Raw genomic sequence first — 25,724 nt, 5'->3', positions numbered from 1 at the left:
GCCTGGCGATCATGCGGAACCCGTTGTGCCAGGCTGCGAAGCGTGGACCAGCTCGTGCTCCTGTTCCTGCTGTTGCTCGGCGCGGTGGTGACCGTACCGCTGGGCGACCGGCTCGGGCTGCCGGCGCCGGTGCTCATGACGCTGTTCGGGATCGTCATGGCGCTGCTGCCGTTCGTGCCGAACGTGGACGTCCCGCCCGAGCTGGTGCTGCCGCTGGTGCTGCCCCCTCTGCTGTACGCCTCGGTGCAGCGGACCTCGTGGCGGCAGTTCGCGGCCAACTGGCAGCCCATCTTCCTGCTGGCCGTCGCGCTGGTGTTCGTCACGACCGCGGCGGTGGCGGCCGTGGCGCACGCCATCGTGCCGGGGCTGCCGCTGGCCGCGGCCGCCGCGCTCGGCGCCCTGGTCGCCCCGCCCGACCCGGTGGCGGCGACCGCGGTGGCGGGCAAGCTCGGCCTGCCCAGGCGCATGGTGTCGATCCTGGAGGGCGAGGGGCTCTTCAACGACGTCACCGCGATCGTGCTGTACCACGTGGCGATCGCCGCCGCCGTCACCGGCACGTTCACCTGGACGGGCGCGGTGGGGGAGCTTTTGCTGTCGGCGGTGGTGGCGGTCGTGGTCGGCGTGGCGGTCGCCTGGACGGCCGGCAGGCTGATGGGCTTCGTCGCCGACGCCACCCTGCAGATCGGTCTGTCGCTGCTGGTGCCGTTCGTCAGCTACGCGCTGGCCGACCAGCTGCGGGGCTCGGGTGTACTGGCCGTGCTGACCACGGCGTTCTACCTGTCGGAGCGGACGGCCAACCCCGACGACGTCTCAGGCAGGCTCGCGGGAGCGACGTTCTGGGAGATCGTCGACACGCTCGTCACGGGCATCGCCTTCGGCCTGATCGGGCTCGAGCTGCACAACGTCTTCGGCACCTCCGAGGGGCGGGCGTGGCAGATGCTCGGCTGGGGCGCCGCGGTCGTCGCCGTGGTCGTGTTCGTACGGCTGGCCTGGCTCCTGCCCGCCGCATGGGCGGCCAGGAGGATCCGCGAGGCGACGCACAACCACCCCGAGATCCCCGGCAGCCTGCGCGAGACGATCGTCATGTGGTGGGCGGGCATGCGTGGTGTGGCCTCGGTGGCGCTCGCCCTGGCCATCCCGCTCGAGACCGAGGACGGCTCGCCCTTCCCCGCCCGCGACGAGATCGTCTTCATCGCCTTCGTCGTCATCCTCGCCACGCTCGTCCTGCAGGGGCTGACCCTGCCCTGGCTGGTGAGCAGGCTCGGCGTACGCGCCGACACCGAGGCGGAGAAGTCGCTCGAGCGGGAGCTCGCCATCCGGGCCACCCGCGCGGCCAGGCGCCGTCTCGAGGAGATCGACGCCGCGGAGGAACTGCCGGAGGAGGTCAGGGAGCTGCTGGTCAGACGGGCCTTCGACATGGGGGTGCGGATCAGCCCCGACATGGCCGACGACGAGCGGCGCGCGGCCGTCGCGCAGCGGGTCGAGCGCGGACGACGGGTGCGCCGGGTCCAGGAGGAGATGCTGTCGGCCTCGCGCCAGGCCGTGCTCGCCGCGCGCAAGGAGCCAGGCGTCGACCCTGAGGTGGTCGACAGGGTGCTGCGCGAGCTGGATGTCAGAAGCCTGCGCTGATTCAAGTTAGGAAGGTTTCCTAACTTCCTTGACAGTCGCCCGAACCGCTTGCCAGGATGCCGATTAAGCGGCTTGGCGCGGCGTCGGCGACGACGTGACGCGCTCAGTGATCTTTCTGCCCCGGCCGTGCGTCGTGAGTAGTTCCCCCATGCCTTGGAGCCCTCGATGCCGCGTGCGCTGCTGTTATCCCTCATCCTCATGGCAGGGCTGCTCGTCGGCCCCGCCGCCGCCACCGCAGCCGAATCCCTGCTCTCCCAGGGCAAGCCGGCGACCGCCTCCTCCGTCGAGGACGCCACACTGGGCGCCGAGAGCGCCTTCGACGGCGACCTCACCACCACCCGATGGGCCTCGGTCGAGGGCCACGACCCCGAATGGCTCCAGGTCGACCTGGGCGCCGTCACCCCGCTCACCCGCGTCAAGCTGACCTGGGAGGCCGCCTACGGCAAGGCCTACCAGATCCAGGCCTCCAGTGACGGGGCCGCGTGGACCACCCTCTACTCCACCTCCAGCGGCGACGGCGGCACCGACGACCTGACCGTGTCGGGCTCGGGCCGCTACGTCCGCATGTACGGCACCGCCCGCGGCACCTCCTACGGCTACTCCCTGTACGAGATGCAGGTCTACGGCGAGGGCGGCCCTGGTAACCCCGGCCCCGACTACCAGGCCGAGGACGCCACCCTCTCCCAGGCGAGCGTGGCCGCCAACCACGCGGGCTTCACCGGCAGCGGCTTCGTCGACTACGTCAACGTGGCGGGCGGCTACGTCGAGTGGACGGTCACCGCGGCCACCGCGGGCGCCCACAACCTGACCCTGCGCTACGCCAACGGCACCACGGCCAACCGCCCGCTGGCCGTCGCGGTCAACGGCGTCACCGTCAACCGCGACTTCCCCGGCACCGGCGCATGGAGCACCTGGGCCGACGTCACGCTCACCGCGACGCTGAACGCGGGCGCCAACACCGTCCGCGCCACCGCCACGGCCGCGACGGGCGGGCCGAACCTGGACAAGCTCACGGTCGGCCCCGCGACAGGCGGCGGCTCGTTCGTGGTGGCGGCCGCCGGCGACATCGCCGACCAGTGCACCGCCAGTTCGAGCTCGTGCATGCACCCCAAGACCGCCAACGTGGTCAAGTCGATGAACCCCGAGTTCGTCATCACGATGGGCGACAACCAGTACGACGACGCCAGGCTGCAGGACTTCACCGCCTACTACGACAAGACGTGGGGCTCGTTCAAGAGCAAGACCAGGCCCGTGCCCGGCAACCACGAGACCTACGACCCGGCGGGCTCGCTGGCGGGCTACAAGTCGTACTTCGGCTCGATCGCCTACCCCAACGGCAAGAGCTACTACAGCTACGACCACGGCAACTGGCACTTCGTCGCCCTCGACTCCAACGCCTTCGACCAGAGCGCGCAGATCAACTGGCTGAAGGCCGACCTGGCCGCGAACACCAAGCGCTGCGTGGCCGCCTACTGGCACCACCCGCTGTTCAGCTCGGGCGAGCACGGCAACGACCCCGTCAGCAGGCCGGTCTGGCAGGCCCTCTACGACAAGCGGGCCGACCTCGTGCTCAACGGCCACGACCACCACTACGAGCGCTTCGGGCCGCAGAGCCCCAGCGCCCAGGCAGACCCGAACGGGATCGTCGAGATTCTCGGCGGCATGGGCGGCGCTCCGCCGTACAACATCGAGAACGTGCAGCCCAACAGTCAGAAGCGGCTGTCGGGGACCTTCGGCGTGGTGAAGCTCAGCCTCGGTGAGAGCACCTTCTCCTGGCAGCTGATCGGCGTCGACGGCGCGGTCAAGGACACCAGCCCGACCTACACCTGCCACTGATTGATGTACATCTCGGGATTCCGGTATCGCGGGCTGACCATGGCCGTGCCGGCCAACGTGCTGGCACTGGGCGTGGTCAGCCTGGTCACCGACATCTCCTCGGAGATGGTCACCGCGGTCCTGCCGTACTACGCGGTCCTCGTGCTGGGGCTCAGCCCGCTGGCCTACGGCCTGCTCGACGGGCTCTACTTCGGGGTCACCGCGGTGGTACGGCTGGCCGCGGGGCACGCCGCCGACCGCTGGCAGCGCCGCAAGCTGGTCGCGGGGCTCGGCTACGCGCTGTCGGCGGTGTGCAAGCTCGGCCTGATGGCGGCTGGCGGCTCGGTCGGGCTGCTCGGCGCCGTGGTCGCCGCCGACAGGACGGGCAAGGGCCTGCGCACCGCGCCCCGCGACGCGCTGATCTCGCTCAGCGCCTCGCCCGAGACGCAGGGCCAGGCCTTCGGCGTCCACCGGGCGATGGACACCGTCGGCGCCTTCCTCGGGCCGCTGGCCGCCTTCGCGGTGCTGGGCGCGACCGGCGCCTACGACGTGGTGTTCGTGGTCAGCTTCGCGATCGCCGTCCTCGGTGTCGTGCTGCTGGTCCTCTACGTCAGGGAGCAGCCGCCGGTCGTCGTGCCGGTTCCCGCCGTGCGCGCGAGGGTCACGCTGGCGCTCCTGCGCGAGCCCCGCTTCCGCGGGATCTGCCTCCTGGCCGCAGGGCTCGGCCTGGTGACGGTCAGCGACCCCTTCGTCTACCTGCTCCTGCAGAAGGGCACGGGCATCGCGCCCGAGCACTTCCCTCTGCTGCCGCTCGGCACGGCCGCCGTCTACCTGCTGCTGGCCGTGCCCGTCGGGCGGCTGGCCGACAGGTGGGGGCGCGTGCCGGTGTTCATGCTCGGCCACGTCGCGCTGGTCTGCGTCTACGCGCTCCTCGGCGGCGGCGCGCCGTACTGGCTGGTCCTGGGCGTCTTCGGGTTCTTCTACGCCGCCACCGACGGCGTGCTGATGGCCGCCGCGGGCCCGCTGCTCCCCGCACACCTGCGCACCAGCGGGCTGGCGCTGCTGCAGACCGGGCAGGCCGTCGCCCGCATGCTCTGCTCGATCATGTACGGCGCCGCGTGGACGTTCTTCGGCCCCGTGCCGGGGCTGGCCGTGATGGGCGCGGGCATCGTGGCCTGCCTCGCATTCTGGAAGGTGGTGCGTTGACTTCCTCCCCACGCCTGAAGGCGAGAGATTTCCAGCGAAGGAGCACCCGATGAGGAAGGCGCTGATCCTCGCCGTCACGCTGCTCGTGCTGGGCGGCGGCGCGCTGTTCTACGCGGTGCGCGCCGCCAGGGTGGCCCCCGCGCAGGAGGCCGCCTTCGACCTGGCCAGGCCGGGCCAGATCGTGGTGAGGGACCACGCGAGCGGTTTCGTGCGCGGCAGCCGTACCCGGTGCGAGCGGTTCGCCACCGCGGCGGGAACGGGGGTCTGCCTGGTCACCGAGGTCGCCAAGACCTACGCCGTCGTGGTCGACAGAACCATGAAGCAGACCAGGCGCCTGCACATCGCGGGGATCCCGAGCCGCGCCAGGGTCTCGCCCACGGGGCGGATGATCTCGTGGACGGTCTTCGTGACCGGCGACTCCTACAACAAGGGCGGCTTCTCCACCTGGACCGGCATTCTCGACAACCGCACCGGTTACGCGATCACCAACATGGAGGAGATCCCGCTGACCAAGGACGGCCGCCGCTACCACTCGGCCGACGTCAACTACTGGGGCGTCACCTTCGCCGGCGACGACAACCGCTTCTACGCCACCGTCTCCACCCGGGGCAGAACCTATCTCGTGGAGGGCGACTACGGCAGGTGGCGGGCGCGCGTGCTGCGCGAGAACGCCGAGTGCCCCTCGCTCTCCCCGGACGGCCGGCGGCTGGTGTTCAAGAAGCTCATGCCGGGAGGGCAGTGGCGGCTGCACGGCCTTGACCTGGCGAGCATGAAGGAGACCCCGCTCGCCGAGCCGGCCCACGTCGACGACCAGGCCGCCTGGCTCGACGACCGCACCGTCATGTACGCCAAGGGCCCCGACGTGTGGGCGGTGCCCGCCGACGGCACGGGCGCCCCCCGCCTGCTCGTCGCGAACGCCTCATCGCCGACCGCCGTCCGCTGACCGGGGTACATTCGCCCCATGCGCCCAGTGCTCGTGCTCCTGGCGGTCGTGATGGTGGCGGGCTGCTCGGGCGCCGTGGCGACCGAGCAGCCCCCGCTCGGCGCGGACGGCTGCCCGACGGCATGGCCGGCCCAGTACGAGTGGGCAGACCGGCCCGGACCGCTCGTCCCCGCGGAGGCGCGGTGTCGGTGACGCTCTGCGAGCTCCTCATCCCGCTGCCCGAGCAGGGAGGGCCGAGGCCCGCACCGACGCCGGGTGAGGCGCGCAAGCTGACCACCCACGTCGCCGAGATGGTCGCCGCGATCAACGCCCTCCCTTCGGACGAACGCTCCTTCGCAGGGGCCGTGCGCATGTGCACCACCATCGGGTACGGAGAGGAGCTGTCGTTCTCCGTCGCCTACAGGGAGGGGCCGCCTGCCGTGGTGCTGCTGGACGTCAACCACTCCCCGTGCGTGCGCGACGGCCTGCCCGCCCGCGTCGACGTGGTGTGGGCGGCCGACGTCACGGGGGCGGTGGCCGAGACCAGGGTGTGGCGCGGGCGGTGCGAGGCCGTGTTCGCGGGCACCGTGCTGGGCGTGGTGGCCGAGCGCCCGCTGCTGAGCAGGCTTGACGCGTGGCTCGGCGGCTGAGCAGGAGGACTACGAGCTCGGACCGCTCAGCACCGTGCGGTAGGCGGCGATCCTGTCCTGCCTGGTGTCCAGGCAGCAACTGGCGCAGAGCGTCTTCTCGGCCGAGGTGTAGTAGAGGCAGCAGGTGTCGCGCAGGTAGAACAGGCCCTCACGCTCGCCCTCCCGCAGCCGTACCACCGTGCCGAGCCGGTCGAGGCCGCCGCCCGCCGCCGCCATGAACCGGTGGTAGGCCGCCTCCAGCAGGTGGACGTCGCCGCCGCGCAGGCTGGCCGAGCAGAACGCCGCCGCGCAGCCGTACGCGATGCCGCCGTGGAGCTGCCGCAGCCCCGCCCTCGTGCGCGAGCGCAGGGCGTCGGCCAGCGGCAGCAGGTGCTCCTGCAGCACCCACGCGACCAGCGTCTCCACCGGACCCTCGACGGCCGACGGCTCCCTCAGGCCCACCGCCTCGAACCCGTGGTGCTCCGACAGGCGGATGGCGACGTTCGAGGGGCGCATGTCCAGGAGCACGCCCTCCAGCGCCCACGCCAGCAGCGCGGCCGTGGTGACCCTGCCGGCGTAGACGGCGATGACGGTCAGCGCGGTGGCGTGGTCGGAGACCTGGCCGCTGGCGTGCCGCTCCGCCTCCAGGACGCGGGTGAGCTCAGGCGAGCCGGGGTCGAGCAGGCGCGAGCAGTCGATCCAGTCGTCGTCAGGGATCAGGCCGCGCTCGAGCCGGTAACGCTCGCCGAAGGCGTCGAGCCTGGCGAACACGTCGTGCATGTGAATCCTTCGTCGAGACGGAGCTACGACGAAGGATCGTAGTTCACAGCAGGGTGAGCGCGTGACAGTGGTGGGCGACGAACGCGCTCATCGCGGGCGCGGCGGCCACGACGGCGGGCCCGCCGAGCAGCAGCGCCACGGTGGCCAGGCCCGCCAGCCGCTCGCCCCTGGCCAGCGGCGCCGCAGGGCGCAGCATGCGGCGCACCCTGGTGAGCGCGCTCTGGCCGCCGGCGCCCATCACGAACGCGGGCACCCGGCCGGTGGCCAGGCCCACCAGCGCGGCGGCGATCTGCACGCGCGGATGGCGGCGGGCGGCCACGTCGTCGGCGCGCAGCTCGATCAGGCGCGCCACCTCTCGCCTGGCCACGTCGAACAGCGGGACGAAGGGGAAGGCCCTGGCGAACGCCTCGCCGGCCGCCAGCACCAGATGGTGCCTGCCGCGCACGTGCGCCCGTTCGTGCGCCAGCACCGCCGCCACCTGGGACGCGCTGAGCGAGCGGAGCGCCGCGGTGGTGATCACGGTCTTGGCGGCGCGCCCCGGCAGGCAGTAGACCAGCGGCTCGGCGTAGTCGACGACGATCGCGCCCAGCGCCCTGTCGGGACGGCCCAGCAGGGCGAGCATCGCGGCGTGCCTGCCCCGCTCCCTCCTGGCCCGCACCAGCACGGTGGCGAGGCTCGCCGCCAGCCGCGCCAGCGTGACGGCGCAGGCGCCGAGCGCCGCCCACGCGGACGCTCCCGGCCCTTCGGCCAGCATCATGGTGCAGAGCTCGAACAGGCGGGCCAGCCCGTGGCCGACGGCGTCGGCGGGCACGGTGGCGGTCAGCACGGCCAGCAGCGCGGAGCCGACGACGGAGGCGCAGGCCGACAGCCACATGGCGATCGCGAGCCGCGGCGCCCGCTCGGCCCAGCGCGCAGCCGACAGCGGGCGCGCCAGCAGCGCGCAGGCGGCGACGGTGTAGACGGCGAGGATGAGGGCGTCGGTCACTCCTGACGGCCCTTCGGCGGGTAGACGCGCAGCGCCGACTCCAGGGCGGCGGCCTCCTCGGGGCTCAGCCGCTCGAGGAAGTGGACGAGCGTGGCGGCCTGGTTGCCGCCGCTGGCCAGCGTCTCGCGCATGAGGCCCGCGGTGTAGGCCTCCTTGCTGCTGACGGTCTCGTAGACGTAGGCCTTGCCGACGGGGTGACGGCGCAGCAGGCCCTTCTTGTGGAGCTTGTCCATCACCGTCATGACCGTGGTGTAGGCGATCTCGCGCTCGCGCCTCAGGTCTTCGAGCACGTCACGCACGGAGGCGGGGCGGCGGTAGGACCACATCCTGTCCATGATCGTGGATTCGAGGTCACCCAGAGCGCGCACCATGGGCTCATGCTACCTGCGATCGTAGGACAATCGAGGGGTGAAGACCCTCGAAGCCACCCCCATCCTCGACTGGGGCCACCCCCTGGTCGCCCGGCTCGCCGCCCAGGCGCGGGGCGCCGATGACCGGGCGAGGCTGATCGCGGCCCACCGCCTGATCGCCGCCAGGCTGAGGCCCGTCTACGCGCTCGACGAGTTCAGGCCGGTGTCCAGGACGCTCGCGCTGGGCAAGGGCTCGTGCAGTCAGCGCCTTGCCGTCCTGGAAGCCGTGGCACGGGCAGTCGGCGTCGCGACCAGAGTCAAGGGACTGCGCGTGGACGGCAGGTTCTGGCACGCGCGCTTCCCGCTGCTGCGCCCGCTCATCCCGCGCAGAGTGCTGCTGGCCTGGCCGGAGTTCCTCCTGGAGGGGCGGTGGGTGCCGGTGTCGGAGTTGTACGAGTGCCTGGACGACTGCCGTCCCTTCACCAACAGCGGCGCCGAGACCCTGTTCGAGGCGGTCGGCAGGACGAGCGTGGACCTGTCGGCGTGGGTGCTGGAGGACCTGGGGTACTTCACCAGCAGGGACGAGCTGTTCCGCCGCTTCTACCGGCTGCATCCGCGGGGGTGCGTGATGCGTGCGGTCTCGGCTAGGTGAGTCTGGCCAGGCGGTTGCGGACCCCCTCGAAGTGGGCGTGGACGGCCGCCACCGCCGCCGCCCTGTCGCCCGCCGCGACCGCGGTGTAGATGTCGCGGTGGCGCCTGGCCAGGTCGGCGGGCGACTCGTCCGGCGCGCCCAGATGGTCGCGCAGCTGGTGGTAGACGTCCCAGAACGCGCCGAGCAGCTGCCCCACCAGCGGATTGCCCAGCGGCCTGTAGAGCACGTCGTGGAAGAGCCTGTCGGTCTCGGGGGAGATGATCCCCACCTCGGCCTCGGCGCTCATCCTCGCCATCACCTCGGCCACGGGCGACAGGTCGGCCTCGCCGCCCAGGTCGATGAGGCGCTCGACCAGCCCTGCCTCGAGCACCTCGCGGATCTCGACGAGGTGGCCGAGCTGTCGCGGGCCGTCGTCGTGCATCCTGATGCGGCTGTGGAAGGCGAGCTCGTCGACCAGGCCGTTGAGCGACATGCGGCCCACGAACATGCCGAAGCCGTGGCGGATGTCGACGATGCCGACCGCCTGCAGCGCCTTGAGCGCCTCACGCACGGAGTTGCGGCTGGCGCCCAGCTCCTCCATGAGCTCGGTCTCGGTGGGCAGCGGATCGCCCGCCGCGAGCCTGCGGCTCAGGATGATCTCCTTGACGGCCTGCTGGACCTCGACCGCGCGGCTCAGTCTCACGCGTGCATCCTAGGAAACATTGGCGAAACCTTCTCTTGACCGGAACCTTCATGGAGCCTAACCTCCACTTTACCTTATTGGTAGGACGTCCCACGTCCTAGGAGAGGAGACGCCCATGTCCAGGTTGAGCCGTCGCGACTTCCTTCGCTACAGCGGGGCGACCGGCGCCGCGGCGTTCATCGCGACCACGGTCGCGGCCTGCTCCGGCGGCCCCGCCTCGACGGGATCGGTGGGCGCGGGCTCCGACACCGACCTGATCACCGCCGTCATCGGCTACGGCAACGACGGCAGCTGGGACCCCACGCAGACGGCCTCCGCCTTCGCCATGGCCGCCAACAACCACATCTACGAGGGACTGCTGGAGACCGATCCGATCACCAGGGAGCCCTATCCCGCGCTGGCGACCGCGCTGCCGTCCGACGTGAACGCCACGCGCTGGACCTTCACCCTCAGACAGGGCGCCACCTGGCACGACGGGAAGCCCGTCACGGCCGACGACGTGGTCTTCACCTTCCAGCGCATCCTCGACCCCGAGGCCAACGTGCTGACCGGCTCGTTCTTCAGGCCGTTCCTGGAGGAGGTGAAGAAGGTCGACGACCGCACGGTCGAGCTGGTCTTCAAGTTCCCCTTCCCCGACGCGGCGCCGAGGCTGTCGATCGCCAAGATCATGCCGAAGCACGTCTTCTCCCAGCCCGGAGCGTGGGACGCCGCCAAGGGCGGCAGGGCGGTCGGCTCGGGGCCCTACCGGCAGACCGCGCACAACCCGAAGTCGAACACCACCTTCGAGGCCTACGCCGGATACAACGGGCCCAGGCCCGCCACGGCCAAGAAGATGAACTGGCTGACCATCGTCGACGCCTCGGCCAGGGTCGCCAAGATCTCGGGCGCGTCGGCGGAGGCCCAGATCGCGGACAACGTCCCGTACGCCAACATCGAGCAGCTCAGGCAGCAGGGACTGACCGTCGAGGGCGGCAAGGGCATGAACCACATGTTCCTGATGTTCAACACCGCCACGAAACCCTTCGACGACGTCCGCGTACGGCAGGCGCTCCACTACGCCATCGACAAGCGCAAGATGATCGAGGTGGCGCTCAAGGGCCACGGCAGCGCCTCCAGCTCCTTCCTCAACGAGCAGCACCCCGACCACCGGCGGGCCGCCACCGTCTACGACCACGACCCCGCCAAGGCCAAGGCGCTGCTGGCGGAGGCGGGCGTGAAGGATCTGTCGATCAACCTGATGTCGGTCAACGTGAGCTGGATCGTCGACTGCCTGCCGACCATCGCCGCCTCGTGGGAGGCCATCGGCGTCAAGACCACCCTGGAGCCGCAGGAGACCACGGCCGTCTTCACCAAGATGGACCAGTCGCAGGACTACCAGGTCGTCGCGGCCGCCTCCAACCCCAACCAGTTCGGCATGGACGCCGACCTGATCCTGCACTACAACTACGTGCCGGGCGGCGTGTGGATGAAGTACACCAAGTGGGCCGAGAGCGACGACGCCAAGAAGCTCTTCGCGCTCATGGACCAGGCGACGAGGGAGCTCGACCAGGCCAAGCGGCGCGAACTGATCCACTCCTACCTCGACGTCATCGCCGAGCAGGCCGTGCTCTACCCGGTCGTCCACACCGAGCTCATGACCGCGTGGGACCCGAAGAAGCTCTCGGGCATCAGGGCGCAGGCCTACCCCGGCATCAGCCTGCTGCAGGCCAGGCGGGCATGATCGTCGTCCTGCGGATGCTGGCGCGGCGCGTCCTCATCCTGATCCCGCTGCTGCTCGGCGTGATCGCGTTCGTCTTCGTCGTGATGCGCTTCTCCAACAACAAGCCGGAGTACGCCTACTTCCAGGGCGCCAACCCGACCGCCGAGCAGATCCGCCAGTTCCAGCTGGAGAACGGCCTGCTCGACCCGCTGCCGCTGCGCTACGTGCGCTTCGTCGGCGATCTGGTCCAGGGCGACCTCGGCACCAGCGTGCTCACCAAGAAGCCGGTGCTGGAGTCGGTCGTCACCGCGCTGCCGCTCACCCTGCAGCTCACCTTCCTCGGACTCGGCGTCGCGATCGTGCTCGCGCTGGTCTTCGGCGTCACCGGCGCGCTGTTCCGCGACCGCTGGCCCGACCAGGTCATCCGTATGGTGTCGCTGATCGGCGTGGCCGCCCCCGCCTTCTGGCTGGCGCTGCTGATGATCCAGTGGCTGTCGGTGGGGGAGGGCCTCTTCCCGACCGGCGGTTACATCAACCCCGCCGACTCCCTGCCGGGATGGCTGCGCTCGATGACGCTGCCCGCCCTGTCGCTGTCACTGCCGGTGGCCGCCCAGCTGACCAGGATCATCCGCACCTCGATGGTGGAGGAGCTCGACCGCGACTACGTGCGCACCGCGATCGGCAGCGGCCTGCCTCCCGTCGTGGTCGTCGGCCGCAACGTGCTGCGCAACGCGCTGATCAACCCGCTGACCGTGCTCGGCCTGCGCATCGGCTACCTGATCGGCGGCGCGGTGGTCATCGAGCAGATCTACGGCCTGCCCGGCATGGGTCAGCTCATGATCAACGCGGTGCGCGACGGAGACCCCGCGGTCGTCCAGGGCGTCGTGCTGACCATCGCGGTCGGCTTCATGGTCGTCAACCTGGCAGTGGACGTCCTCTACCTGCTGGTCAACCCCAGGCTCAGGAGCGCGGGCTGATGAGAAACGGACTCACCGAACGGCTGTCCCGCCCCGGCGTCGCCTTCCGCAGGCTCTCACCGCTGTCGTGGGCCGCCCTGGGCGTGCTCGCACTGGTCGTCCTCGCCGCGGTGCTCGCGCCCTGGCTGGCGCCGCACTCGCCGTACTTCCAGCAGGCCGCGGGAGGCGGACCCTCGGCGGCGCACTGGATGGGCCTCGACAGCGCCAACCGCGACATCCTGTCCAGGCTTCTGCACGGCGCGCGCTGGTCGCTCATCATCGGGCTGGGCGCGACGGCCCTGGCCCTGGTGGCGGGGGCGATCATCGGAGCCGTCGCCGCCACCTCCCGCAAGGCCGTCGACGAGACCGTGATGCGGATCCTCGACGTGATCATGGCCTTCCCCGGCATCGCGCTGGCCGCGGTCCTGGTGGCGGTCTTCGGCGGCAGCATCCCCGTGCTGGTGATGGCGATCGCCTTCCTGTACATGCCGTCGGTGGCCAGGGTGGTGCGGGCCAACGTCCTCGCCCAGTACGGCGAGGACTACGTCGCGGCCGAGCGGATCATCGGGGCGCGCACGCCGTACATCCTGATCAGGCACGTCGCGGTCAACTGCGCCGCGCCCGTGCTGGTGTTCTGCACGGTCATGGTCGCCGACGCGATCGTCTTCGAGGCGTCGCTGTCGTTCATCGGAGCGGGCGTGCGCCCGCCCAACCCCTCGTGGGGCAGCGTCATCGCCGACGGCAAGAACCTCGTGCTGCTCGGCGGCTGGTGGGCGACGGTCTTCCCCGGGCTGCTGATCCTCCTGACCGTGCTCGCGCTCAACATCCTTTCCGAGGGTGTCTCGGACGCGTGGGCCGCTCCTGCCGCCCGCGCGAGGCCGTCCAGGAGGAAGGCGTTCGAGCGGGCCGCCCCCGGCGAGCTCACCGCGCTGCCCGGCCTGGCCGAGGCGGCCAGGCGTCTGGCCGAGCGCGCGAGAGCGCTGCCGACGGGCGAGCCGATCCTCCGGGTCACCGGGCTGAGGATCACCTTCGACGAGGTCGACATCGTCGACGGCATCTCGCTGGAGGTGCGGCCAGGCGAGGTGCTCGGCCTGGTCGGGGAGTCGGGCTGCGGCAAGTCCCTGACCGCGCTGACCATCATGGGCCTGCAGCCGCGCGAGGCGAAGGTCGGCGGATCGCTGCTGTTCGAGGGCCGCGATCTGCTGACGCTCTCCAGAGGCGCCAGGCGGCGGCTCATGGGCCACGAGATGGCGATGATCTACCAGGACGCGCTCTCCTCGCTCAATCCCGCGATGACCATCAGGTCCCAGCTCAAGCAGGTCGTGCGGCGGGGCGGCACCCGCAGCCCCGCCGAGCTGCTCGAACTCGTCGGGCTCGACCCGCCGCGCACGCTGTCGGCCTACCCGCACGAGCTGTCGGGGGGCCAGCGCCAGCGGGTGCTGATCGCCATGGCGCTCTCCCGCGACCCCAAGCTGATCATCGCCGACGAGCCGACCACCGCCCTCGACGTCACCGTCCAGGCGCAGGTGATCGAGCTGCTGCTGCGCCTGCGCGCGGAGCTGGGCTTCGCGCTCGTGCTGGTCTCCCACGACCTCGCGCTGGTCGCCGACGTCACCGACAGGGTCGCCGTCATGTACGGCGGGCAGATCGTCGAGACCGGCCCCACGGCCGCGCTCGTCGGCAACCCGCGCCACCACTACGCGCGCGGCCTGCTCGGCGCGGTCCTGTCGCTGGAGGCGGGGGCCGAGCGGCTCACCCAGATCCGCGGCGTCGTCCCCTCTCCCGCCGACTTCCCCGAGGGGTGCAGGTTCGCCGACCGCTGCCCGATGGCCACCGAGGTGTGCCACACCGAGGCTCCCGCGCTCCTCGAAGGGGTGGCCTGCCACCATCCCGCGAAGGTGGAGGTACCCGCATGATCTCCCTGACCGACGTGCACGTGGTGCACAGGGCCCGCACGGGCGGGCTGTTCTCCCGCGACCGGGTCCACGCGCTCACCGGCGCCGACCTGACCGTGTCGGCAGGGGAGACCGTCGGCGTGGTGGGGGAGTCGGGGTGCGGCAAGTCCACGCTGGCCAAGGTGCTGGTCGGCCTGCAGCGGCCGACCTCGGGCACGCTCTCCTTCCACGGGCAGGACGTGTGGGCGATGCCCGAGTCGCGCCGCCGCCCGCTGCTCGGCGCCAGCGTCGGCATGGTCTTCCAGGACCCCTCGACCGCGCTCAACAGGCGGCTGCCGATCAGGCAGATCCTGCGCGACCCGCTCACCGTCCACGGGCGGCCAGGCAGGGACGCCAGGGTCGCCGAGCTGCTCGACCTGGTCGGCCTGCCCGCCTCCAGCGCCGACCTCCTGCCGGGCCAGCTGTCGGGAGGGCAGCGGCAGCGGGTGGCCATCGCCAGGGCGCTCGCCCTCGAACCGGCCCTCCTGATCGCCGACGAGCCCACCAGCGCGCTCGACGTCTCGGTCCGCGCCCAGATCCTCAACCTGCTGCTGGACCTGAAGGAAAGACTCGGCCTGGCGATGGTCTTCGTCTCGCACGACATCCAGACCGTCAGGCGGATGAGCGACAGGGTCGTCACCATGTACCTGGGGCGGATCGTCGAGGAGACGCCGGCGCTCGCCGTCCCTCATCGGGCACGGCACCCCTACACGCGCGCGCTGTTCTCCGCGACGCCGGGGCTGCTGTCGCCGATCAACCCGATCCCGCTGGGCGGGGCGGTCCCCTCGGCCACCCGCCCGCCCAGCGGCTGCCCCTTCCGCACGCGCTGCTGGAAGGCCGACGCCCGGTGCGCGTCGTCGATGCCCGAGCCGACAGGGACGGACGGGCACCTGTTCCGCTGTCACCACCCGGTGCCCGCAGGGGCCACCGATGTCGAACTGATCAACCAAGCGATGGAGAGCTCGTGAAGCTGACCGGCGTGATCCCTCCGGTGTGCACCCCCTTGACACCCTCCTTCGACGTGGACGGGCCGTCGCTGACCCGGCTGGTCGACCACCTGATGGACGGCGGGGTCGACGGCCTGTTCGTGCTCGGCTCCTCCTCCGAGGCCGCCTACCTGCCCGACGGGCATCGCAGGGCCGTGCTGGACACCGTGGTGGGGCACGTGGCTGGACAGGTGCCGGTGCTGGCCGGCGCGATCGACATGACCACGCTCAGGGTGCTCGACCACGTGCGCGCGGCGGTCGCGGCGGGCGTGGACGGCATCGTGGCCACCGCGCCGTTCTACGCGCGCACCCATCCGGCGGAGATCGCCCTCCATTTCCGGACCATCGCCGAGGTGGCGGGGCTGCCGGTCTACGCCTACGACCTTCCGGTCTCCGTGCACACCAAGCTCGGCCGCGACCTGCTGCTGGAGCTGGCCTCGTCAGGGGTGCTGGCGGGGGTGAAGGACTCCAGCGGCGACGACGGCGGGCTGCGCTCGCTCATCCTGTCGCGGCCTTCATCCTTCAGCGTGCTCACGGGCTCGGAGGTCACCGTGGACTGCGCGCTGTGGATGGGCGCCGACGGGGTCGTTCCTGGGCTGGGGAACGTGGATCCGCACGGCTACGCCCGCCTGTTCGCCGCGGCGAGGGCGGGGGACTGGGCGGCGGCGAAGGACGAGCAGGAGCGGCTGATCAGGCTGTTCGAGCTGGTGACGGTGGGGCTGCCGAGGATGGGCGGCGGGTCGTCCGCGCTCGGCGCCTTCAAGGCGGCGCTGCACCTGCGCGGAGTCATCGACCATCCCGCGACGGCCGTGCCGCAGATCCCGCTGAACGAGGAGGAGACCAGGCGGGTGGGCAAGCACCTCGCCGACGCCGGCCTCCTCTGACACCCGCCCCCTGCGCCCCTCCGGCCGGTCGGCCGGTCAGTCGGCCGGTCAGTCGGCCGGTCAGTCGTCCAGGGGCGGTAGGGAGGCGGCGGCGCTCTCGCGGTCGGCACCCGTGGCCTGGAACAGGTCCACGATGATCGAGCGGAGCTGGGCCGTCATCACGTCGGCGGAGAACCCCGTCCTGTCGCCGGTCTGCGCGGCGGCCACGGCGGCGATCGCCTCCCTGGCGCCCGCCGGCTCGCGGCCGGAGGCGAGCTCGTCGCGCAGGAGCAACACGGCCGCCGACAGCTGCCGGAGGGCGGGCGCCAGCCCCACGGGGACGCTCGCGCCCTGGTCGAGGGCGACGAGGGCGCGGCGGGCCAGCACCCTGGTGTTGCGCAGCGCGTGGTCGACGGGCCTGGCCGCGTTCTCGTACCTCAGCAGCAGCAGGCGGCGGTGACGGCGGCGCACCGGCGAGATGGTGGCGATCTCCCTGCCCGTCTGCAGCGCCTCGGAGAGCTGCTCGACGGCGCCCTGCGTGCCCCTGGCCTCCTCCAGCGCCTCGGCGGCCAGGTCGGGGTCGGCGCGCTCGACGGCCAGCGCCGTGCCGTCGAGCGCCGCGGCCAGGGCCTCGAACACCGCGGAGGCGTGCCTGCGGACGACGGCGGCGGGGCTCGCCGGCATGAGCGCGAAGGCGGCGATGCCGAGGACGCCGCCGAGCAGGGCGTCCACCATCCGGTCGAGGCCGCCGGTGCCCGAGGGCGGCAGCAGGGTGGCCACCAGCACCGCCGACGAGCCCGCCTGCAGGACGATCAGCGTCCCCCTGTCCAGGAAGACCGCCACCACCATGGCCAGCGCGACCACCAGCGCGATCTGCCAGGCGCCCGAGCCGATCCGGGAGACCAGCAGGTCGCCCACACCGACGCCGAGCCCCACCCCGACCACGAGCTCGGCCACCCTGCGCAGCCGCGCGCCCAGGCCCACGCCGACGCACAGCACCACGGCGATGGGTGCGAGGAACGGGCGCGGATGGCCGAGCAGGTCCTTGGCCACCAGCCATGCCAGAGCCGCGGCGACCGCGCACTGCCCGATCGAGGGAGCCATGAGGCGGAGCCGGTCGAGCCGTCCCCGCAGGTCGAATGTCACGGCGTCAGCATGCCCGCAAAAGATGACGAACCTGTTTCCAGGCAGGAAGCTGGCAGCGAGCTGAGCGTTGGCTGTCAGCCCTCGGGCCAGCTGCCGTCGGGGAACTCGCCGCTGCCTCCCTGCCCGACCACGACTCTGTCGCCGGCCGTCAGCCCCTCTTTGACCTGCACGTACTGGTCGCCGCGCACCCCCGTCGTGACCCGCTGCTCCTTCTCGCCCGACCCGGTTCGCACGGTCACCGTCGCGGTGCCGTCCTTGCCGGTCCTGACGGCCTGGGCGGGAACGTAGAGCGCGTCGTCGGCCTCGCCGGTGGTCACGGTGACGGTCGCGGTCTGCCCGAGCAGGAGGCCCTTCGGCGGATCGTCGAAGGTGATCGTCACGGCGTAGCGCACCAGGCGTCCCGTGGTCGTGGCGGTGGGGGCGAGGTGGGTGACGGTCCCGGAGTACCGCTCGCCCTGGCGGGTGGCCAGCGTGATGGCGGCCTGCTGGCCGAGGCGGAGGCTGTTGACGTCCGACTCGGTGAACAGCGCCTGGACCTGCAGCTCGTCCAGGTCGCCGAGGCTGATGAAGGCGCCGGTGCCCGCGGTGTCGCCCTTCGCGCCCGCCACCGACAGCACGGTGCCCGAGGCGGGGGCGACGATCCTGGTGCCCCTGACGGCGTCGGCGGCCTGCTCCATGGCGGCCTGCGCCTTGGCGAGGCCTGACTCGGCCTGCTCCTCGCTCATGCCGCAGGGCGTCTCGGACTGGCCGCCGCGCCGGGAGTCGGTCTGGGCCCTCGGGGTCGCCCTGCCGCTCGGGCCCGCGCTCGGCCTGCCGCCGGGGGTGGCGGTGGGCCTGGCGCTGGCGGCGCCGGTCGGCCTGCCGCTCGGGGTCGTGGTGCGGGTTCCGGCAGGGGTGGGGCTCACGGCAGGGTTGGAGGTGCGGCTCGAGGTGGGGCTGGGGCGCGCGCTGGGCGAGGCGTCCGGCCTGCCGGTGGCCGCCGGATCGGCGCCCGGGTCCGTGCCCGGGTCTGTGCCCGGAGCCGTGGTCGGCCTTCCTGACGGGCTCCCCGAAGGCGAGGGGGTGACGGTGACGGTGGCCGTCACCGTCGCTGTGGCGGTCACCGTGACGGAGGGCGCGGGCTCGGTCACCGTGACCGTCACGGTGGGCACCGGCTGCTCGGGTCCCGTGGGCGCGGGCGAGCCACCCGGGCGCGCAACCGGGCCGGGCGAGGGTGTGAACCCCGCCCACGCCACCCTCGCCACGGACACGCCGCCCGCGGCCGAGGAGCCCGCCGTCCCCGAGGAACCGGCCGCCTGCGCGGAACCTGCGGCGCTAGAGGTGTCCGAGGGCGTGCAGTCGGTCGCCTGGGCCTGCTCCAGCGCGTCCTGAGCCGCGGCGACGTCCGCCTTGGCGGCGGTGTAGGCCTCCATGGCGGCCGCCGAGTCGATCCTGGCCAGCACCTGGCCCTTGCGCACCCGGTCGCCCGCCTTCACCGACAGCGCCGTGACCCTCCCCTGCGCGCCGAACGACAGGTCACGGCTGGAGCCGTCGCTGGTGTTGCCCGCCGCCGAGACCGCCGCCGTCACCGTGCCGCGCTGGGCGGCCGCCAGCCGTACGGTGGCCTGGGATGCGGGCTCGTCGGCCAGCGCGAACAGCACGCCGGTGCCCACCAGCGCGGCCGCGGCCACGGCCAGGACGCCCGTGCGAACATACGTCGGTCTCATGGCGGCCCATCCTGGCGTGCCAGGTTCGAAGAAGGCTGCCGGGAACCTGGAGGTTGCCTGAGCGCGCGGGGCGAAGGGCGCGGCCTCTCAGCAAACACCCAGGCTTCGTGAGGCTGGAGCCAAGGATGGTGTGCGAGGGTCACGGCCTGTGAAGCTGTCGACCAGGCGCAGGGGCCTGATAACGAACGGGATCCTCGCGGTCGCGTTGCTGGGCGGGGCCGGATTCGCCTACTCCGCGCTGGGAGCGGGCGGGTCCTCGGCCGACGCCGTCGTGCGCACGGTCACCGCGACGAGAGGCACGGTCACCGCCTCCGTGACCGCCTCGGGCGCCGTGGAGAGCGCCCTGTCACGCTCGCTGGCGTTCGGCTCCACCGGCACCGTGGCCAGGATCTACGTCAAGGCGGGCGACAAGGTCTCCAAGGGCGAGATCCTCGCCAGGCTCGACGACGACGCCGCCAGGGAGAGCCTCGCCTCGGCCGCGGCCTCCTACGAGGCAGCCGTCGACGACGGCACCTCGACCACCGCGCTCTACGCCGCCTACGTCAAGGCGCGCAACGCCTACAGGGCGGCCCTGCGCGAGGTCGAGGGCACCGTCCTGAAAGCCCCCTTCGCGGGGACGGTCACCGCGCTCAACGGCGCCGAAGGTGGCTCCTCCAACGGCTCGAGCGGCGGCTCCGACGCCTCAACCGGACAGAACGCGGGCACCGGCTTCATCGAGCTGGCCGACACGGGCAGGCTCAAGCTCGTCGGCGCCTTCACCGAGTCGGACGTCACCAAGCTCAAGGTGGGCCAGCCCGCCTCCGTCAGCTTCGACGCGCTGTCGGGCGTCACCGCCACCGGCAAGATCACCCAGATCGAGCCCGTCGCGGCCACCAGCGACAACGTCGTGCAGTACCCGGTGACGATCTCCTTCACCGAGGTGCCCGACCAGGTCAGGCTCGGCCAGACGGCCACCGTCGAGGTCGTCACCGGCACGGCGGAGAACGTCGTGACCGTACCCTCCTCGGCCATCACCACCGCCGGCGGCCAGAGCACCGTGACCCTCCTGAAGGACGGCCGGCAGGTCCGCACCCCGGTGGAGGCCGGGGTGAAGGGCACGGCCACCACCGAGATCAGGTCGGGCGTCGCCGAGGGCGACCTGCTCGTCCCGCCCGCGGCCACGGGCACCTCCGACCAGCAGCAGCGGCAGCCGAACAGGTTCCCCGGCGGCGGCGGGATCACCGGCGGCATTCCGGGCGGCGGCCGATGAGCCCGCCCGTGCTCCGGGTGGAGAACCTGGTCAAGACGTACGGCGAGGGCGACGCCCAGGTCCGCGCGCTGCGCGGGGTCAGCCTCGACGTGGAGCGCGGCGACTACGTGGCCATCATGGGCGCCTCGGGCTCGGGCAAGTCCACGCTGATGAACATCCTCGGCTGCCTCGACATCCCCAGCGGCGGCCGCTATCTCATCGACGGCACCGACGTCGGCGCCCTGGACGAGCACCAGCTCGCGATCCTGCGCAACCGCAAGATCGGCTTCGTCTTCCAGTCGTTCAACCTCATCCCGAGGATGAGCGCGCTGGCCAACGTGGAGCTGCCGCTCACCTATGGCGGCGTCGGCGTGGTCGAGCGCAGGTCGCGCGCCATGGCCGCCCTGGAGCGGGTGGGCCTGGCCGATCGCGTCCACCACGACCCGAACGAGCTGTCCGGCGGGCAGCAGCAGCGCGTGGCGGTGGCCAGGGCGCTGGTGACCGCCCCTTCGCTGCTGCTGGCCGACGAGCCGACGGGCAACCTCGACACCGCCTCCACCCGCGACGTGCTGGACATCATGGACCAGCTCAGTGAGGCGGGCAGAACCATCGTGATCATCACGCACGAGGACGACGTGGCCACGCACGCCAAGCGGGTCGTCAGGCTCGTGGACGGCGAGATCACCGAAGACCGCCGCCAGGCCCCCGTGGACGGCCCGCCGCCCCGCCTGGCCGCACAGACCTCCGCCCCGCTCCCCGGCCGCGGCTCGGGAACGCCAAGGGGAGCGGGCGGAGACCACGACCCAGGCCAAGACGCAGGGGACGGCGCAGGGGACGGCGCAGGGGACGGCACGGAGCAGGCGCCGAGCGGGGTGCGGGCCAGGTGAACCAGCTGGAGATCCTCCGTTTCGCCCTGCGCGGCCTGGCGGCCAACAAGCTGCGCAGCGCACTGACCACGCTCGGCATCCTCATCGGCGTCGCCGCGGTCATCCTGCTGGTCGCCGTCGGCGAGGGCTCCTCGCAGAGCATTCAGCAGAACATCCAGCGGCTCGGCTCCAACACGCTGACCATCTCCCCTTCCTTCTCCGGAGGCGGCGGCGGCCCCGGCGGGGGACAGGGCTCGGCCGGGCCGCGCACGCAGGCCAGGCAGCTCACCGTGCAGGACGCCAAGGCGCTGACCGAGCTGTCCTCGATCAAGAGCGTCTCGCCGGTGGTGACCTCGAACGCGGCCGCCGCCGTCCACGAGGGCGCGAGCCACTCGATCGCCCAGCTGGTCGGCACCTACCCCAGCTACTTCGAGGCGATGAACAAGCCGGTCACCTCGGGCACGTACTTCGTCAACGACGACGTCCGCGCCGCCAGGAAGGTCATGGTGATCGGCAGGACGGTCGCCGAGGCGCTGTTCGGCCAGACCGACCCCGTCGGCAGGTCGGTGAGCGTGTCAGGGGTGCCCTTCACCGTGGTCGGCGTGCTGAAGGAGTCGGGCTCGAGCGGCATGCAGGACGGCGACGACCTGGCGATCGCGCCGCTCCCGGCCGTCCAGCAGAGCCTGACCGGGTTCGGCTCGCTGGGCTCGATCGTGGTGCAGGCCACCTCGGCCACGGCGACGGAGACGGCGCAGGCGGAGGTCACCACCGTGCTCAACCAGCGGCACGGCATCACCTCCGCCACCGACGCCGACTACCGCATCCTCAACCAGGCCACGCTGCAGGAGACGGTCAGCGCGGCGACCGGCACGTTCACCGTGCTGCTCGGCGCTGTCGCGGCCATCTCGCTGCTGGTGGGCGGCATCGGGATCACCAACATCATGCTCGTCACCGTCACCGAGCGGACCAGGGAGATCGGCATCCGCAAGGCGATCGGCGCGCCGAGGAGCGCGATCCTCGGCCAGTTCCTGCTGGAGGCCACACTGCTCAGCCTGGTCGGCGGCCTGTCGGGGGTGCTGATCGCCTTCGTGGGCACCCGCTTCACGATCGCGGGGATCGAGCCCGTGCTGGTGCCGTCCTCGGTCGTGCTCGCGCTGGGCGTCTCTGTCGGCATCGGGCTCTTCTTCGGCAGCTATCCGGCCAACAGGGCCGCCAAGCTCCGCCCCATCCAGGCGCTGCGCCATGAGTAAGGAGAACGTCGTGCTCGATCAGTCACCGTTCGAGGAGCAGTTCCAGGCCCGGCCCAGGCCGCGGGCCTCGAAGCTCACGCTCGGGCTCGGCGCGGGGCTGGTACTGGTGGTGGGGGTGATCATCGGCATCCAGGCCCAGAAGACGCTGGGCGCGCCCGTCTCGGCCGCGGGCCCCGCGGGCCTCGCGGGTCAGCCAGGGGCCAGGCCGGCGTACGGCGGGCAACCGGGCGTGGGCCAGGGGCAGCAGGGACAGCCTGGGCAGCAGGGACAGCCTGGGCAGCAGGGACAGCGGGGTATGCTCGGCGGCGCCACCGTCGGCACGGTCGAGAAGGTCGACAAGGACAAGGTGATCCTTAAGGCCGCGGACGGCTCGTCCATCACCGTGAAGACGACGGCCGAGACAGCCGTGCGCGTCACCAGGGAGGGCGAGGTCGCCGATCTGGTGGCCGGCACCACGGTCGTGGTCCAGGGAGACAAGGGCGAGGACGGCTCGGTGAACGCCACCTCCATCAGCCAGGGAGGCGGCATGGGTGCCAGGCGATAGACCACCCGAGGCCAGGCTGCTGGTCGTCGACGACGAGCCGAACATCAGGGAGCTGCTGTCGGCCAGCCTCCGCCTGGCCGGGTTCGAGGTCGAGGCGGCGGCGGACGGCAGGCAGGCCCTGCGCCTGTCCGAGGAGTCCAGGCCCGACCTGGTGATCCTCGACGTGATGCTGCCCGACCTGGACGGTTTCGCCATCGCCGACCGGCTGCGGGCCGGCGGCAGGCGGGTGCCCGTGCTCTTCCTCACCGCCCGCGACGCCCACGACGACAAGGTGGCGGGGCTGCGGGTAGGCGACGACTACGTGACCAAGCCGTTCAGCCTGGACGAGGTGCTGGCCAGGATCAGGGCGGTGCTGCGCCGTACGAGGGGAGGGGAGGCGGCGCCGTCCCGGCTGGAGGTGGGCGACCTGGAGCTGGACGAGGAGGCGCACCAGGTGCGCAAGGCGGGCGTGCCCGTGTCGCTGTCGCCGACGGAGTTCAAGCTGCTGCACTACTTCATGCTCAACGCGGGCAGGGTGCTGTCGAAGGCGCAGATCCTCGACCATGTCTGGTCGCACGACTACGACGGTGACGCGGGCGTCGTGGAGTCCTACGTCTCCTACCTGCGCCGCAAGCTCGACAGGGGCGACCCTCGGCTGCTGCACACGCTGCGCGGCGTCGGCTACGTCCTGCGAGAACCCCGCCAGTGAAGGCGCTGCCGCTGTGGCTGAGGCTGGTCTCGACCACCCTGCTGCTGGTCACCCTGGCGATCACGCTGACCGGTGGGTTCGCCGTGCAGTTGCTGCGCGGCTATCTCGTCGAGCGGGTGGACCAGCAGCTGACGGCGGCGGGCAGGCCCATGAGCCTCGGCGAGGGCCCGCGGCCCGAGCCGCCCAGGCCGCTACGGCTGCCGGGCCTGTTCCACATGGTGCTGCTCGACGACGGGGGCGAGGTGGTCAGGACCGTCGCCGAGTCGATCGACGCCGACAGGCCCGACCTGCCGAGGCTGACCTCCGAGCAGGCGGCGCGTATGGCGGGCAGGCCCTTCAGCGTGGGCTCGCTCCAGCCTGGCGGCCCCGAGTGGCGGGCCGTCGCGGTGGGCGGCCCCGAAAGGACGACCAGGATCGTGGCGATCAGCCTGGCCGACATCGACCGCACCGTCTCCCGCCTCGTGGTGATCGTCGCGGGCGTGGGCGGCGGCGTGCTCGTGGTCCTGGGGCTGGCCTGCTACTGGCTCGTACGGCGCAGCCTGCGCCCCCTCGGCGAGATCGAGGCGACGGCCGTCGCGATCGCCGGGGGAGACCTGTCCAGACGCGTGCCGCAGCTGCACCGCCGTACCGAGGTGGGCAGGCTGGGCCGCGCGCTCAACGGGATGCTGGCCCAGATCGAGAGGGCGGTCAGGGAGCGGGAGGCGGCGGCCGACACGGCGGGGCGCTCGGCGGAGCTGATGCGCAGGTTCGTCGCCGACGCCTCGCACGAGCTGCGCACCCCGCTGACCTCGATCAGAGGGTTCGCCGAGCTGTTCAGGCAGGGCGCGCCCGACCTCGACAGGACCACCTGGCTGATGGACCGCATCGAGAACAGGGCCGCGCACATGGGTCTGCTCGTCGACGACCTGCTGCTGCTGGCCAGGCTCGACCAGCGCCGCCCGCTCGACCGGCGCCCCGTGGACCTGCTGAGTCTGGCGGCGGGCGCCGTCATCGACGCCAGGACCCTCGCCCCCGACCGCCAGGTCACGTTCGAGCGGCTGGACGGCGGCGAGGGAGAGGTCGTCGTGCTCGGCGACGAGGGACGGCTCACCCAGGTGGTCGGCAACCTGGTCGGCAACGCGCTCAAGCACACCCCCGAGGGCACGCCCTTCACGGTCGGCGTGGGCCTGTCGGGCGGGCAGGCCGTGGTGCAGGTCGCCGACCAGGGGCAGGGGCTGCCGCCCGGCGCGGCCGACAGGGTCTTCGAGCGCTTCTACCGCGCCGACCCCGCGCGCGGGGCCGACTCAGGCGGCACGGGTCTCGGCCTGTCGATCGCCGCCGCGCTGGTCGAGGCGCACGGCGGCACGATCAGCGCGACCTCCCCTCCCGGCAGGGGCGCGGTCTTCCTGGTCACGCTGCCCGCCTACTCCAGGAGCTCGTCGAGCGCGCCTTCCGGCAGGTAGGGCGAGTAGAAGTCGCTCAGCGCCTGGCGGGCCAGCCTGGCCGCCAGCGGGCCGTCGCCGGCCCTGACCGCTGCCAGCGCCTCCTCGTGGTGGGCGATGCTGCGGCTGCGCAGCTCGGGAGCCCTGATCTTGTCGGCGATCAGGTTCAGCACGATGGAGCGCACCACGTCGCTGCAGATCAGGATGAGCTTGTTGCCGCTGGCCCGTGCCACCGCGTCGTGGAAGTCCACGTCGGCCGCGCCGAAGGCCTCCTCGCCCTCGGCGGCCCGCATCCGCGCGATCGCCGCGTCCATGTCGGCCAGCTGCGAGGGGGTGTGAAGCCTGGCGGCGAGCAGGTAGGCGGCGCCCTCCAGCACCATCCTGAACTGCACGAGCTCGGCCAGCGACAGCTCGTCGACCCTGGCCAGCGTCGTCATCGACTTGTGCAGCGCGGCGGGGGTGAAGGGCAGCACCTCCGCGCCGTTCGGATCGCCAGGCCTGGAGCGCACCATCCCGCGCGCCTGCAGGACCCGCAGCGCCTCACGCACCGTGGAACGGCTCACCGAGAACTGGACCATCAGGTCGCGCTCGCTCGGCAGCCGCTCGCCGGGGCGCAGCTCACCGCTCTCGACGGCCTGCTCGATCTGCTCGACGATGCGCTCGTAAGCACGGACAGTCCGTACAGGTTGGAACCGAGGTCCGCCCATCACGCCCCCTCTTGACCGGAAAGTCCTGGGCTGGCAGTGTGCGTAGCCTACTGGTCAGACCAGTGCACTAGCCAGGAGGC

The 25,724-nt window shown here is 72.0% G+C and carries 25 protein-coding genes; 18 read left to right on the top strand and 7 right to left on the bottom strand.

Annotation, left to right across the window (positions count from 1 at the left end):
- The first annotated feature begins 42 nt into the window (after positions 1–42).
- The 6 genes from ABFX55_RS20575 (at position 43) to ABFX55_RS20550 (ending at position 6,222) form a co-directional block, all read left to right on the top strand.
- Positions 43–1,629: a Na+/H+ antiporter gene (locus tag ABFX55_RS20575; RefSeq protein ID WP_346123318.1), complete on the top strand. Its 1,587-nt coding sequence runs from the start codon at positions 43–45 to the stop codon at positions 1,627–1,629.
- A 165-nt stretch (positions 1,630–1,794) separates the two neighbouring features.
- Positions 1,795–3,465 (top strand): discoidin domain-containing protein, encoded by a 1,671-nt coding sequence (locus tag ABFX55_RS20570; protein WP_346123316.1) that lies wholly within the window; start codon positions 1,795–1,797, stop codon positions 3,463–3,465.
- A 3-nt stretch (positions 3,466–3,468) separates the two neighbouring features.
- Complete coding sequence (locus ABFX55_RS20565; protein ID WP_346123314.1) at positions 3,469–4,650, top strand: MFS transporter; 1,182 nt, start codon at positions 3,469–3,471, stop codon at positions 4,648–4,650.
- Positions 4,651–4,699: 49 nt separating this feature from the next.
- Entirely contained in the window at positions 4,700–5,593 is an 894-nt protein-coding gene (locus ABFX55_RS20560) for a TolB-like translocation protein (protein WP_346123312.1), read from the top strand.
- Positions 5,594–5,611: 18 nt separating this feature from the next.
- Positions 5,612–5,785, top strand: a complete 174-nt coding sequence (locus ABFX55_RS20555) for a hypothetical protein (protein ID WP_346123310.1) — start codon at positions 5,612–5,614, stop codon at positions 5,783–5,785.
- Entirely contained in the window at positions 5,776–6,222 is a 447-nt protein-coding gene (locus ABFX55_RS20550; RefSeq protein ID WP_346123308.1) for a hypothetical protein, read from the top strand. The genes ABFX55_RS20555 and ABFX55_RS20550 overlap by 10 nt, the downstream gene beginning before the upstream one ends.
- A 9-nt stretch (positions 6,223–6,231) precedes the next feature.
- Here ABFX55_RS20550 and ABFX55_RS20545 read toward each other — a convergent pair whose 3' ends face one another.
- The 3 genes from ABFX55_RS20545 to ABFX55_RS20535 are packed head-to-tail and all read right to left on the bottom strand — an operon-like array spanning position 6,232 to position 8,337.
- A complete protein-coding gene (locus ABFX55_RS20545; RefSeq protein WP_346123306.1) occupies positions 6,232–6,981 on the bottom strand; it encodes a hypothetical protein in 750 nt (249 codons plus the stop codon).
- Between the two features lie 43 nt (positions 6,982–7,024).
- Positions 7,025–7,966 carry a M56 family metallopeptidase gene (locus tag ABFX55_RS20540; RefSeq protein ID WP_346123304.1) on the bottom strand — a complete coding sequence of 314 codons (942 nt, stop codon included), beginning with the start codon at positions 7,964–7,966 and terminating at the stop codon, positions 7,025–7,027.
- Positions 7,963–8,337, bottom strand: coding sequence for a BlaI/MecI/CopY family transcriptional regulator (locus ABFX55_RS20535; RefSeq protein ID WP_183645379.1), 375 nt, complete (start codon positions 8,335–8,337; stop codon positions 7,963–7,965). The genes ABFX55_RS20540 and ABFX55_RS20535 overlap by 4 nt, the downstream gene beginning before the upstream one ends.
- Positions 8,338–8,374: 37 nt before the next feature.
- Between ABFX55_RS20535 and ABFX55_RS20530 the strand changes: the two genes are divergently transcribed.
- Positions 8,375–8,968, top strand: a complete 594-nt coding sequence (locus ABFX55_RS20530; protein WP_346123302.1) for a transglutaminase domain-containing protein — start codon at positions 8,375–8,377, stop codon at positions 8,966–8,968.
- On the opposite strand, the gene ABFX55_RS20525 is transcribed toward ABFX55_RS20530, so the two are convergent.
- Positions 8,961–9,650 carry an FCD domain-containing protein gene (locus ABFX55_RS20525; RefSeq protein WP_221241001.1) on the bottom strand — a complete coding sequence of 230 codons (690 nt, stop codon included), beginning with the start codon at positions 9,648–9,650 and terminating at the stop codon, positions 8,961–8,963. The two genes, ABFX55_RS20530 and ABFX55_RS20525, sit on opposite strands and share 8 nt — an antisense overlap.
- A 115-nt stretch (positions 9,651–9,765) precedes the next feature.
- On the opposite strand from ABFX55_RS20525, the gene ABFX55_RS20520 reads away from it, so the two are divergent.
- The 5 genes from ABFX55_RS20520 to ABFX55_RS20500 are packed head-to-tail and all read left to right on the top strand — an operon-like array spanning position 9,766 to position 16,109.
- Positions 9,766–11,370 carry an ABC transporter substrate-binding protein gene (locus ABFX55_RS20520; protein WP_346123300.1) on the top strand — a complete coding sequence of 535 codons (1,605 nt, stop codon included), beginning with the start codon at positions 9,766–9,768 and terminating at the stop codon, positions 11,368–11,370.
- The gene (locus ABFX55_RS20515; RefSeq protein ID WP_346123298.1) at positions 11,367–12,326 is read left to right on the top strand and encodes an ABC transporter permease; all 960 of its coding nucleotides are present in this window, start codon (positions 11,367–11,369) and stop codon (positions 12,324–12,326) included. The genes ABFX55_RS20520 and ABFX55_RS20515 overlap by 4 nt, the downstream gene beginning before the upstream one ends.
- A complete protein-coding gene (locus ABFX55_RS20510) occupies positions 12,326–14,221 on the top strand; it encodes a dipeptide/oligopeptide/nickel ABC transporter permease/ATP-binding protein (protein ID WP_346123296.1) in 1,896 nt (631 codons plus the stop codon). The genes ABFX55_RS20515 and ABFX55_RS20510 overlap by 1 nt, the downstream gene beginning before the upstream one ends.
- On the top strand, positions 14,218–15,207 hold the full coding sequence (locus ABFX55_RS20505; protein WP_346123294.1) for an oligopeptide/dipeptide ABC transporter ATP-binding protein: 990 nt from the start codon (positions 14,218–14,220) through the stop codon (positions 15,205–15,207). The genes ABFX55_RS20510 and ABFX55_RS20505 overlap by 4 nt, the downstream gene beginning before the upstream one ends.
- Positions 15,204–16,109: a dihydrodipicolinate synthase family protein gene (locus ABFX55_RS20500; protein ID WP_346123292.1), complete on the top strand. Its 906-nt coding sequence runs from the start codon at positions 15,204–15,206 to the stop codon at positions 16,107–16,109. The genes ABFX55_RS20505 and ABFX55_RS20500 overlap by 4 nt, the downstream gene beginning before the upstream one ends.
- A gap of 60 nt (positions 16,110–16,169) precedes the next feature.
- On the opposite strand, the gene ABFX55_RS20495 is transcribed toward ABFX55_RS20500, so the two are convergent.
- Together ABFX55_RS20495 and ABFX55_RS20490 are read right to left on the bottom strand one after the other, a co-directional pair.
- The gene (locus tag ABFX55_RS20495; protein WP_346123291.1) at positions 16,170–17,234 is read right to left on the bottom strand and encodes an FUSC family protein; all 1,065 of its coding nucleotides are present in this window, start codon (positions 17,232–17,234) and stop codon (positions 16,170–16,172) included.
- Positions 17,235–17,308: 74 nt separating this feature from the next.
- On the bottom strand, positions 17,309–18,940 hold the full coding sequence (locus tag ABFX55_RS20490; RefSeq protein ID WP_346123289.1) for an efflux RND transporter periplasmic adaptor subunit: 1,632 nt from the start codon (positions 18,938–18,940) through the stop codon (positions 17,309–17,311).
- Positions 18,941–19,088: 148 nt separating this feature from the next.
- Here ABFX55_RS20490 and ABFX55_RS20485 point away from each other — a divergent pair, with 148 nt between their 5' ends.
- The 6 genes from ABFX55_RS20485 to ABFX55_RS20460 are packed head-to-tail and all read left to right on the top strand — an operon-like array spanning position 19,089 to position 24,958.
- A complete protein-coding gene (locus ABFX55_RS20485) occupies positions 19,089–20,189 on the top strand; it encodes an efflux RND transporter periplasmic adaptor subunit (RefSeq protein WP_346123287.1) in 1,101 nt (366 codons plus the stop codon).
- Between the two features lie 8 nt (positions 20,190–20,197).
- Positions 20,198–21,055: an ABC transporter ATP-binding protein gene (locus ABFX55_RS20480; protein ID WP_346123286.1), complete on the top strand. Its 858-nt coding sequence runs from the start codon at positions 20,198–20,200 to the stop codon at positions 21,053–21,055.
- Complete coding sequence (locus tag ABFX55_RS20475) at positions 21,052–22,284, top strand: ABC transporter permease (protein WP_346123284.1); 1,233 nt, start codon at positions 21,052–21,054, stop codon at positions 22,282–22,284. The genes ABFX55_RS20480 and ABFX55_RS20475 overlap by 4 nt, the downstream gene beginning before the upstream one ends.
- A 10-nt stretch (positions 22,285–22,294) precedes the next feature.
- Positions 22,295–22,828 carry a single stranded DNA-binding domain-containing protein gene (locus tag ABFX55_RS20470; protein WP_346123283.1) on the top strand — a complete coding sequence of 178 codons (534 nt, stop codon included), beginning with the start codon at positions 22,295–22,297 and terminating at the stop codon, positions 22,826–22,828.
- Positions 22,815–23,516: a response regulator transcription factor gene (locus tag ABFX55_RS20465; RefSeq protein ID WP_346123281.1), complete on the top strand. Its 702-nt coding sequence runs from the start codon at positions 22,815–22,817 to the stop codon at positions 23,514–23,516. The genes ABFX55_RS20470 and ABFX55_RS20465 overlap by 14 nt, the downstream gene beginning before the upstream one ends.
- On the top strand, positions 23,513–24,958 hold the full coding sequence (locus ABFX55_RS20460; RefSeq protein WP_346123279.1) for a sensor histidine kinase: 1,446 nt from the start codon (positions 23,513–23,515) through the stop codon (positions 24,956–24,958). Before ABFX55_RS20465 ends, ABFX55_RS20460 begins: the two co-directional genes overlap by 4 nt.
- Here ABFX55_RS20460 and ABFX55_RS20455 read toward each other — a convergent pair.
- On the bottom strand, positions 24,919–25,644 hold the full coding sequence (locus ABFX55_RS20455; RefSeq protein ID WP_183645368.1) for a FadR/GntR family transcriptional regulator: 726 nt from the start codon (positions 25,642–25,644) through the stop codon (positions 24,919–24,921). The two genes, ABFX55_RS20460 and ABFX55_RS20455, sit on opposite strands and share 40 nt — an antisense overlap.
- Between the last annotated feature and the right edge of the window lie 80 nt (positions 25,645–25,724).

The sequence above is a fragment of the Nonomuraea roseola genome (assembly GCF_039535395.1).
GTDB lineage: Bacteria > Actinomycetota > Actinomycetes > Streptosporangiales > Streptosporangiaceae > Nonomuraea > Nonomuraea roseola.
Note: the sequence above shows the minus strand (reverse complement) of the source record. Positions and strands in the feature narration are given on the sequence as shown.

What these genes read in the sequence shown, in the direction of transcription:
- ABFX55_RS20570 (WP_346123316.1), top strand. Translation starts at nt 1,795, where the DNA reads ATGCCGCGTGCGCTGCTGTTATCCCTCATCCTCATGGCAGGGCTGCTC.
- ABFX55_RS20565 (WP_346123314.1), top strand. Translation starts at nt 3,469, where the DNA reads ATGTACATCTCGGGATTCCGGTATCGCGGGCTGACCATGGCCGTGCCG.
- ABFX55_RS20560 (WP_346123312.1), top strand. Translation starts at nt 4,700, where the DNA reads ATGAGGAAGGCGCTGATCCTCGCCGTCACGCTGCTCGTGCTGGGCGGC.
- ABFX55_RS20555 (WP_346123310.1), top strand. Translation starts at nt 5,612, where the DNA reads ATGCGCCCAGTGCTCGTGCTCCTGGCGGTCGTGATGGTGGCGGGCTGC.
- ABFX55_RS20545 (WP_346123306.1), bottom strand. Translation starts at nt 6,981, where the DNA reads ATGCACGACGTGTTCGCCAGGCTCGACGCCTTCGGCGAGCGTTACCGG.
- ABFX55_RS20535 (WP_183645379.1), bottom strand. Translation starts at nt 8,337, where the DNA reads ATGGTGCGCGCTCTGGGTGACCTCGAATCCACGATCATGGACAGGATG.
- ABFX55_RS20520 (WP_346123300.1), top strand. Translation starts at nt 9,766, where the DNA reads ATGTCCAGGTTGAGCCGTCGCGACTTCCTTCGCTACAGCGGGGCGACC.
- ABFX55_RS20515 (WP_346123298.1), top strand. Translation starts at nt 11,367, where the DNA reads ATGATCGTCGTCCTGCGGATGCTGGCGCGGCGCGTCCTCATCCTGATC.
- ABFX55_RS20510 (WP_346123296.1), top strand. Translation starts at nt 12,326, where the DNA reads ATGAGAAACGGACTCACCGAACGGCTGTCCCGCCCCGGCGTCGCCTTC.
- ABFX55_RS20505 (WP_346123294.1), top strand. Translation starts at nt 14,218, where the DNA reads ATGATCTCCCTGACCGACGTGCACGTGGTGCACAGGGCCCGCACGGGC.
- ABFX55_RS20490 (WP_346123289.1), bottom strand. Translation starts at nt 18,940, where the DNA reads ATGAGACCGACGTATGTTCGCACGGGCGTCCTGGCCGTGGCCGCGGCC.
- ABFX55_RS20455 (WP_183645368.1), bottom strand. Translation starts at nt 25,644, where the DNA reads ATGGGCGGACCTCGGTTCCAACCTGTACGGACTGTCCGTGCTTACGAG.